Origin of the sequence: Kitasatospora sp. NPDC059817 (assembly GCF_042731835.1) — a bacterium.
Lineage (GTDB): Bacteria > Actinomycetota > Actinomycetes > Streptomycetales > Streptomycetaceae > Kitasatospora.
In genome coordinates, this window is sequence record NZ_JBHWIR010000064.1 from 30,959 (window position 1) to 40,266 (window position 9,308).

The 9,308-nt window shown below is 73.8% G+C and carries 6 protein-coding genes and 1 pseudogene; 2 read left to right on the forward strand and 5 right to left on the reverse strand.

All coding sequences use genetic code 11. From position 1 onward, the window contains the following. Positions 1-70: 70 nt before the first annotated feature. From meaB to ACFV61_RS16375, 3 genes are read right to left on the reverse strand one after another with little or no spacing between them, the layout of a single operon-like run. On the reverse strand, positions 71-1,063 hold the full coding sequence (meaB, locus tag ACFV61_RS16365; protein ID WP_380492227.1) for a methylmalonyl Co-A mutase-associated GTPase MeaB: 993 nt from the start codon (positions 1,061-1,063) through the stop codon (positions 71-73). Positions 1,064-1,075: 12 nt separating this feature from the next. Then, positions 1,076-3,280, reverse strand: a complete 2,205-nt coding sequence (gene scpA, locus ACFV61_RS16370; RefSeq protein WP_380344392.1) for a methylmalonyl-CoA mutase — start codon at positions 3,278-3,280, stop codon at positions 1,076-1,078. Next, positions 3,277-5,145, reverse strand: coding sequence for a methylmalonyl-CoA mutase family protein (locus ACFV61_RS16375; RefSeq protein WP_380492230.1), 1,869 nt, complete (start codon positions 5,143-5,145; stop codon positions 3,277-3,279). Before ACFV61_RS16375 ends, scpA begins: the two co-directional genes overlap by 4 nt. A gap of 302 nt (positions 5,146-5,447) precedes the next feature. Between ACFV61_RS16375 and ACFV61_RS16380 the strand changes: the two genes are divergently transcribed. Both ACFV61_RS16380 and ACFV61_RS16385 read left to right on the forward strand, forming a co-directional pair. Beyond that, on the forward strand, positions 5,448-6,518 hold the full coding sequence (locus tag ACFV61_RS16380) for a C40 family peptidase (protein WP_063346507.1): 1,071 nt from the start codon (positions 5,448-5,450) through the stop codon (positions 6,516-6,518). A 221-nt stretch (positions 6,519-6,739) separates the two neighbouring features. After that, positions 6,740-7,758, forward strand: a pseudogene (locus ACFV61_RS16385) (acetamidase/formamidase family protein). Between the two features lie 38 nt (positions 7,759-7,796). On the opposite strand, the gene ACFV61_RS16390 reads toward ACFV61_RS16385, so the two are convergent. Continuing rightward, the gene (locus ACFV61_RS16390) at positions 7,797-8,732 is read right to left on the reverse strand and encodes a M56 family metallopeptidase (RefSeq protein ID WP_380492232.1); all 936 of its coding nucleotides are present in this window, start codon (positions 8,730-8,732) and stop codon (positions 7,797-7,799) included. Further along, a complete protein-coding gene (locus tag ACFV61_RS16395) occupies positions 8,729-9,097 on the reverse strand; it encodes a BlaI/MecI/CopY family transcriptional regulator (RefSeq protein ID WP_063350923.1) in 369 nt (122 codons plus the stop codon). The genes ACFV61_RS16390 and ACFV61_RS16395 overlap by 4 nt, the downstream gene beginning before the upstream one ends. Positions 9,098-9,308 lie beyond the last annotated feature (211 nt).

The window sequence follows — 9,308 nt, forward strand, 5'->3', positions numbered from 1 at the left end:
CGAGGGCCGTGCACATCAGCACGGCCCTCGCACCTTTTCCTCCCCAGGGCCACCCGAGAAGCGTCTCCCGTCAGGGCGCGCCGAAGAAGGCGTCCAGGATCTGCTGCGCGGCCAGCCCCGCCGGCATGGTGCCGGCGCGGACCTGGGCCTCCAACTCGACCGCGAGCCGCCGCACTTCGGGGTGTTCGTGCAGCCGCGCGTAGAGCTGGTCGTGGACCATCGTCCAGGTCCATTCGACCTGCTGTTCCCGCCGTTTCGCGGCCAGTGCGCCGGTGGCGTCGAGGACCTTGCGGTGTTGCTGGAGCCGTTCCCACAGCACGTCGAGTCCGGCGCCGTCGCGGCCGCTGCAGGTCAGCACCGGTGGTGTCCACGCCGCGTCGGGGGCCTGCAACAGCCTTAGGGCGCCGGCGAGTTCGCGGGCGGCGGCGCGGGCGTCGGGTTCGTGCGGGCCGTCGGCCTTGTTGACGGCGATGACGTCGGCCAGCTCCAGGACGCCCTTCTTGATGCCCTGCAACTGGTCGCCGGTGCGGGCGAGGCTGAGCAGCAGGAAGGTGTCGACCATCCCGGCGACGGCGGTCTCGGACTGGCCGACTCCCACCGTCTCGATCAGGACCACGTCGTAGCCGGCGGCCTCCATCACCACCATGGACTCCCGGGTGGCCTTGGCGACGCCGCCCAGCGTCCCGGAGGTGGGCGAGGGGCGGACGAAGGCGTGCGGGTCGACGGCGAGGCGTTCCATCCGGGTCTTGTCGCCGAGGATGGAGCCGCCGGTGCGGCTGGACGTGGGGTCGACGGCGAGTACGGCGACCCGGTGGCCGAGCCCCGTGAGCATGGTGCCGAAGGAGTCGATGAAGGTCGACTTGCCGACACCGGGCACGCCGGTGATGCCCACCCGGACCGCGCCGCCCGCGTGCGGCAGCAGCCGTTGGAGCAACTGCTGCGCGAGCGCGCGGTGGTCGGGCCGGGTGGACTCGACGAGGGTGACGGCGCGCGCGATCCAGGCGCGCGAGCCGTCGAGGACACCCGTCACATAGCTGTCGAGGTCGATCGTCCGCGGAGGCATACGATCAAAATCTCACAGCTCGTGGCCGAGGTCGGCCGCCAGCGAGGTGAGGAGGTCGTAGGCGGCGTCCGGGATGACGGTGCCCGGCGGGAAGACCGCCGCCGCTCCCGCCTCGTACAGCGCGTCGAAGTCCTGCGGGGGGATCACCCCGCCGACCACGATGGTGATGTCCTCCCGGCCGGCCTCGGCGAGCGCGGTGCGCAGCGCCGGGACCAGGGTGAGGTGCCCGGCGGCGAGCGAGGAGACGCCGACGATGTGCACGTCCGCCTCGACGGCCTGGCGGGCGACCTCGTCGGGGGTCTGGAAGAGCGGGCCGACGTCCACGGTGAAGCCGAGGTCGGCGAAGGCGGTGGCGATCACCTTCTGGCCGCGGTCGTGGCCGTCCTGGCCCATCTTGGCGACCAGGATGCGCGGGCGCCGGCCTTCGGCCCGCTCGAACCGCTCGACCAGGTCGCGGGTGCGCTGGAGGGAGGCCGAGGGGCCCGCTTCGTCTCGGTACACGCCGGAGATGGTACGGATCTGGCCGCTGTGCCGGCCGTACACCTTCTCCAGGGCGTCCGAGATCTCGCCGACGGTGGCCTTCGCCCGGGCCGCGTCGACGGCCAGGTGCAGCAGGTTGCCGTCGAGCGAGCCGCCGCGCTGCGGGCCGGCCTCGGCGGCCCGGGTGAGCGCGTTCAGCGCGTCCTGGCAGGCCGCCTCGTCGCGCTCCTCCCGGAGCCGGCGCAGCTTTTCGAGCTGGCGGGCGCGCACCGAGGAGTTGTCGACCTTGAGCACGTCGATCTGCTCGTCGCTGTCCACCCGGTACTTGTTGACGCCGATGACCGGCTGGCGGCCGGAGTCGATCCGGGCCTGGGTGCGGGCGGCGGCCTCCTCGACGCGCATCTTCGGGATGCCCGCGTCGATGGCCTTGGCCATGCCGCCGGCCGCCTCGACCTCCTGGATGTGCTGCCAGGCGCGGCGCGCCAGGTCGTGGGTGAGCTTCTCGACGTAGGCGGAGCCGCCCCACGGGTCGATGACCCGGCAGGTGCCGGACTCCTGCTGGAGCAGCAGCTGGGTGTTGCGGGCGATCCGGGCGGAGAAGTCGGTGGGCAGGGCCAGCGCCTCGTCGAGCGCGTTGGTGTGCAGCGACTGGGTGTGGCCCTGGGTGGCGGCCATCGCCTCCACACAGGTACGGGTCACGTTGTTGAACACGTCCTGGGCGGTGAGCGACCAGCCGGAGGTCTGCGAATGGGTGCGCAGCGACAGCGACTTGGCGTTCTTCGGGTCGAACTGCTTGACCAGCTTGGCCCACAGCAGCCGGGCCGCGCGCAGCTTGGCGACCTCCATGAAGAAGTTCATGCCGATCGCCCAGAAGAACGACAGCCGCGGCGCGAAGGCGTCGACGTCCAGGCCCACGTCCAGGCCCGCGCGCAGGTACTCCACCCCGTCGGCCAGGGTGTAGGCCAGCTCCAGGTCGGCGGTGGCCCCGGCCTCCTGGATGTGGTAGCCGGAGATGGAGATGGAGTTGTACCGGGGCATCTTCTGCGAGGTGTACGCGAAGATGTCCGAGATGATCCGCATCGACGGCTGCGGCGGGTAGATGTAGGTGTTGCGGACCATGAACTCCTTGAGGATGTCGTTCTGGATGGTCCCCGCCAGCTTCTCGGGTGCCACCCCCTGCTCCTCGGCGGCCACGATGTACAGGGCCAGGACGGGCAGGACGGCGCCGTTCATGGTCATCGACACCGACATCTTGTCCAGCGGGATGCCGTCGAAGAGTTGGCGCATGTCGTAGATCGAGTCGATCGCCACGCCCGCCATGCCGACGTCGCCGGTGACGCGCGGGTGGTCGCTGTCGTAGCCGCGGTGGGTCGGCAGGTCGAAGGCGACCGAGAGGCCCTTCTGGCCGGCTGCCAGGTTGCGGCGGTAGAAGGCGTTGGACTCCTCGGCGGTGGAGAAGCCCGCGTACTGGCGGACGGTCCACGGCTGGTTGACGTACATGGTCGGGTACGGCCCGCGCAGGTACGGGGCGATGCCCGGGTAGGTCTCCAGGAAGTCCAGGCCGGCCAGGTCCGCCGTGGTGTACAGCGGCTTGACGCCGATGCCCTCGGGGGTGTCCCAGACCAGCTCGTCGACGTCCTTGCCGGTGGACTGCCGCCAGGCGGCCCGCCACTGGCCGTCGGTGACGTCCCCGGAGGGATCCCCGTTCAGCCCGATTCCGGTGAAGTCGGGGATCATCGTGCCACTCCGATCTGGTCGAGCAGGGAGGTGAGGACGGCGATGGCGTCCCCGCCCGCGTGGATGAACTCGTCTACTCCTGCCGGGACTTCGCCGAGTCGACCGGCCAGCAGCACCCGCCCCGCTCCGGCCGCCTTCAGCGCGCCGGCGACGGCCTCGGCGTGCTCGCCGTACTGCGCGTCGCTGGAGCACAGGCAGGCGGCGGTGGCGCCGGAGGCGGTGAAGGCCTCGGCGAAGGCGGCCGGGTCGACGGACTCCAGCGAGGTCGTCGCGATGCCGCCGGCCTGGAACAGGTTGGCGGCGAAGGTGGTGCGCGCGGTGTGCGCGGAGGCGGTGCCGATCGAGGCCAGGAACAGCTTCGGCCGCTCGCCGGTGGCCGCGAGCTGCGCGTCCGAGCGGTCGCGCAGCGCCTCGTACGCCTCGGCGCGGCGCACCTGCGGCAGCCCGCCGCCCGGTGCGGCCGGGGCCGGTTCGCGGACCAGCGGCTGCTCGTCCAGGTGCGGGAACTCGCTGACACCGGTGACGGGTTCGCGCCGCTTGGCGAGCTTGACGGAGCGCTCCGCCCAGGTCGCGGCGATCCGCTCGCGGACCGTCCCGTCGGTGAGCGCCGTCTGCTGGCCGCCGGCCCGCTCGATCTCCTGGAACCAGGCCCAGGCGGCCGCCGCCAGCTCCTCGCCCAGCTGCTCGACGTACCAGGAGCCGCCGGCCGGGTCGATCACCCGGGCGAGGTGGGACTCCTCCAGCAGGATCGACTGGGTGTTGCGGGCGATCCGGCGGGCGAAGGCGTCCGGCAGGCCGAGGGCGCTGTCGAAGGGCAGCACGGTGACGGCGTCGGCGCCGCCCACGCCGGCGGCGAGGCAGGCGACGGTGGTGCGCAGCATGTTCACCCACGGGTCGCGGGCGGTCATCATCACCCGGGAGGTGACGGCGTGCTGGCGCTGCGCCGAGGCCGCCGCGGAGGCCCCCGACACCTCGGCGACGTGGGACCAGAGGCGGCGCGCGGCACGGAACTTGGCGATGGTGAGGAACTGGTCGGCGTCGGCCGCGTAGCGGAATTCCAGCTGGCCGAGCGCGGCGTCCACCGACAGCCCGGCGGCGGTGAGCGCCCGCAGGTAGGCGACGCCGGTGGCGAGCGAGCAGCCCAGCTCCTGGGCGGGCGAGGCGCCGGCCTCGTGGTAGGGCAGGGCGTCCACGGTCAGCGCCCGGACGCCGGGGTACTCGGCGGCGCAGCGGGCGGCCAGCGTGGTGGCCTCGGCGAGCAGCGCGGTGGTGCGTCCGGTCTCGCCGGTGCGGGCCTGGAGGCCCAGCGGGTCGGCGCCGAGGTTGCCGGCGGCGGCGCCGGGGGAGACCTCGCGCTCCTCGTACAGGGCGAACAACTGCTCGGCGGCGGCGGTGAATTCGGGCCCGGCGTCGAGTGCCACGGCGGCCAGGTCGAGGTACACGCCGGTCAGCGTCTCGGGCAGGGCCGTGACGGGCAGGCCCGCGCCGCCGAGCTCCAGCCAGAGCGAGCCGACGCCGTTCTCCAGGTCGGCCAGGACCGCCTCGTTGGTGCGCCGGCGGTCCGGGTCGGCGTGCCGCTGGCGGACGTCCCAGCCGGCGACGGCCGCGCCCTGCGGCCGGCCGCCGCGGACGAACGGGGGGAAGCCGGGGTAGCCGGCTTCGGCCGGGGCGTCCTCGGCGGTGTACAGCGGGCGGGCGCGCAGCCCGTCCGGGAGTTCGGTGGTGAGCGCCCGCTCGGCGGCGGCGCCGTCCGCGGGCTGCGCGCCGGACTTGCGCAGCACGCCCTCGACGAGCTGCTGCCACTGCTCGCGGTGTGCGGCCGGGAATTCGGCGGCGAGGGGGAGCCCTTCGGGCAGGACGTTCATGACCGCAGGTTAGCGCTCGTTCGCAGGCCCGCAGGAGGGGCGGCCCGTGTGACCTTTCCCTCGATTTGGCACGTTCTCAGCACTCCGGGCGGCGAGGAGTGCCGCGGACGGTGGCACCCGAGGTCAACGCCGGTGCCGGGGGCCACGATCGATCGCCCGGAACGGCCCGGAACAGGGGGATTGCGGAACCCCTCCACTCATCTATTAAGTTACTTCGAAGAAGGTGGGCGGGGACCGAACCCCCGTAGGTCCTCGCCCGCCTTCGCCGTCCCCTGCCGTCCCCCGAAGGAGAGCCCCCCGCCATGGGAAAGCGTCGCAAGCCCAGCCCCCCGAGCCGGGCCCGCATGGCGGTCCTCACCACGGCCATGGCCGGCGGCGCCGTCCTCGCCTCCGGCACCGCCCACGCCGAGCCCGCTCCCAACCTGGCCTCCGTCAAGGAGCAGGTGGACAAGCTCAATGAGGAGGCCGAGCAGGCCGTCGAGCAGTTCAACGGCTTCCAGGAGAAGCAGCAGAAGCTCCAGGGCGACGCCAGCAAGATCCAGGAGAAGGTCGCCCGCGGGCAGGAGGCGATGAACGAACTGCGCTCCCAGCTCGGCGCGGTGGCCGCCGACCAGTACCGCACCAACGGCATCGACCCGTCCTTCCAGCTGATGCTCGACTCCGACCCGGCCGCCTACCTGGAGCGCGCCTCGGTCCAGAACCACCTCGCCGACTCCCAGATATCCCTGCTCAAGCAGGCCCAGAACGAGCAGCGCAAGCTCGACCAGGACCGCGCCGAGGCCACCGCCACCCTGGCGCAGCTCGACTCCGTCGGCACCGAGCTGGGGGAGAAGAAGAAGCAGATCCAGGTCAAGCTCGCCCAGGCGCAGGGCATGCTCAACAAGCTGAGCGCCGAGGACCGCGCCAAGATCAACGCCCAGCAGAACGCCGAGAAGGCCAAGGCCGAGGCCCAGGCGGCGGCCGCCGCCGACCGGGCCTCCCGCTCCTCCGAGCGCCCGAACATGAACACCCCGGCGCCGCCCGCCAGCGGTCGCGCCGCCGCCGTCCTCCAGTTCGCCTACGCCCAGCTCGGCAAGCCCTACGGCTGGGGCGCGACCGGCCCCAACAGCTTCGACTGCTCCGGCCTCACCGGCGGCGCCTACCGCGCGGGCAACGTCAAGCTGCCCCGGATGTCCCAGGACCAGTGGAACACCGGCTCCCGCGTCCAGCGTGCCGACCTCCAGCCCGGCGACCTGGTCTTCTTCTACCCCGACATCCACCACGTGGGCATCTACATCGGCGACGGCAAGATGATCCACGCCCCGCGCACCGGCAAGAACGTCGAGGTCCTCCCGATCAGCGCCATGCCGTACGTGGGCGCCGTCCGGCCGTAGCCGTAGCCGTAGCCGTAGTCCGTGGCTGCAGCTGTGTGCTGTGGCCGGCAGCCCGGCAGCCCGGCAGCCCGCTCCCGCCTCGGCGGGGGCGGGCCTTCGCGTTCTCCGGGGCCGCCATCTGGACATACTTGCCTCCGCAGTCTCCCCACACCCGCAGGGTCGTCACGGAGAGAGAGCACCATGGTTGACACGCCCGCGCCCACCACCCGCGAGGAGAACCCGTGAGCCTGCCCGAGACCGTTCAGCTGGCCCCCGCCCCGGCCGACTACGCCTACACCTTCGGCGGGCGCGCACCGCTCGTCACCGTGCAGCCCGGCACCATCGTCGAACTGACCACCGAGGACTGCTTCGGCGGCAAGGTGCGCGGCACCGGCGACCTGCCCAGCCAGGTGTGCGTCTTCCCCTACCTCAACCCGGTCACCGGGCCGATCGCGGTGGCGGGCGCGGAGCCCGGCGACGTCCTCGCGGTGCACTTCGTGGAGATCACCCCGGCCCGCGACTACGGCTCTCCAGCACCTTCCCGCACTTCGGCGCGCTGACCGCGACCCACAGCACGGCGATGCTGCACCCGCCGCTGGAGGAGCGGGTCTGGGTCTACGACCTGGACCTCAAGGCGGGCGTCTGCCGATTCCGGGCCCGCAACAGCGACTTCACGGTGGACCTCCCGCTCGACCCGATGCACGGCACCGTCGGGGTCGCCCCGGCGGCCGGCGAGGTGCTGGCCTCGATCACGCCGGGCGCGCACGGCGGCAACCTGGACACCCCCGAGATGCGGGCCGGCACCACCGCCTACTTCGGGGTCAACGTCCCGGGCGGGCTGCTCGCCATCGGCGACGGCCACGCGCGCCAGGGGGAGGGGGAGGTGTGCGGGACGGCGGTGGAGGCGGCCATGCGCACCACCGTGATCGTCGACCTGGTCAAGGGCGGCGGACCGGCCTGGCCCCGGCTGGAGGACGACCGCTTCCTGATCAGCACCGGCTCCGCCCGCCCCCTGGAGGACGCGTTCCGGATCAGCCAGCACGACCTGGTCGGCTGGACCGGGCACCTGCTCGGCCTGGACCAGCTCGACGCCTACCAACTGGTCAGCCAGGCCGGGCTGGCGCCGGCCGCCAACGTCTGCGACACCAACTACACGATGGTCGCCAAGCTGCCGAAGAGCCTGCTCGGGCGGGTCCGCGCCTACGACGGCCTGCACGACCGCCTGCGCGAGACCGCCGAGGCGTACCTGCGGCACCGGTAGGGTCGGTCCGGGATCGTGACCGGGGGGCGGCGGACGCCCTACGGGTGCGGCGCGCAGGCCAGCAGGTACGGCAGCAGCGGGAGCGCCGACACCGCCAGCCAGAAGGCCAGTTGGCGCCCGCGCCGACCGTGCCCCGGGCGGGCCAGCCGGCGGACCCGGGCCAGCACCCCGCTGGCGGCCGCCGCCAGCGCCCCGCCCGACGCGGGGCCCAGCGACCCGCCCGGCGGGATGCCGGGCGCGGCGCCCGTCGGGGCCCCGGACGTCGCCAAGGCGCAGAGCGCGGAGGCCAGTTCGCTGCGCGACACCCGTGCCAGCGCGGCGTCGTCGGCCGCCATCTCCAGCAGCAGCCCCACCTCCGCCCGCCCGTGTCGGGCCAGCGGCAGCGGGCCGAACAGCAGGGCGAAGGTGTCCGCCGGGAGCCGGAACAGGTGGTGGCGGCCGCGGATGTGTCCGTGCTCGTGCGCCACCGCCGCGGCCAACTGCCGTTCGTCCAGCAGCCGCAGCGCTCCGCGCGACAGGACCACCCGGGAGCTGCGGCCGGGCAGGCAGTAGACGGTCGGGTGGGCGTGCTCCAGGATCAGGGCGCCCCAGCGTCCGTCCCGGACGGCGACCAGGTCCAGCATCGCCCGGTGCCGCCGGCGCGCCCGTCCGGCCCGGACGCCGACGGCCGTCACCACCGTGGCGATCGCGGCCCCGGCGGCGGCCAGCAGCCACCAGTCGTGGGTGTGCGGGGCGACGGGCCCGACCGGCTCCGGGTGCGGGAACAGCCCGACCAGCCCGGCCGGCTCGTGGGCGAACGGCTCCACCGCGTGGTGCGCCGCCAGCAGCAGAGCGACCAGGAAGGAGGCCATCAGGGCCAGCCAGAGTGCGGCGCCCGCCACCGGGCGCGCCTGCAACCGGGCCGAGCCGGCCAGCCGGCGCGGCAGCAGGACCCCGGTCACGGCCAGGTGGAGGCCGAGCAGCGCGAGGGTCACTCGGCGTCCCGGGCCTTCACCTGCTCCAGCGCCGCCAGCAGCGCGGACGCCTCGTCGCTGCTCATCCCGTCGACGAAGTGCAGCAGCGCACCCGCCCGGTCCGGCGTGGTCTCCAGCGCCTGGCGCATCAGCTGCGCGGTGTAGGCCTCCCGGGTGCAGGTCGGCTCGTACGCCCAGGCCCGGCCCACCTTGTCCCGGCGCAGCCAGCCCTTGGTGTGCAGGATGTCGGCCACCGTGGTGACGGTGGTGTACGCGACCGGCCGCTGACGCTGGAGGTCGTCCACCACCTCGCGTACGGTGGCGGGCCGGCCCCAGGACCACAGCCGGTCCATGATCTCGGCCTCCAGGTCGCCGAACCCGCGCAGCACCGCCGTTCTCTCCCTCGCCGACCCGCCGGCGCCCTTCGCCCGCTAGAACCCGCCCATGGTACGGCCCTCTCGCGTGTGGGTCGCCCGCGGGCCCCCCGAGCCCGCCCCCCCCGGGGGGGGGCGGGGGGGGGGGGGGGCGGGGGGCGGGCCCCGCCCCCCCCCCCCCCGGGCGGCGGGGGGGGGCCCCGCGGCGCGGGCGCCGCCCCCC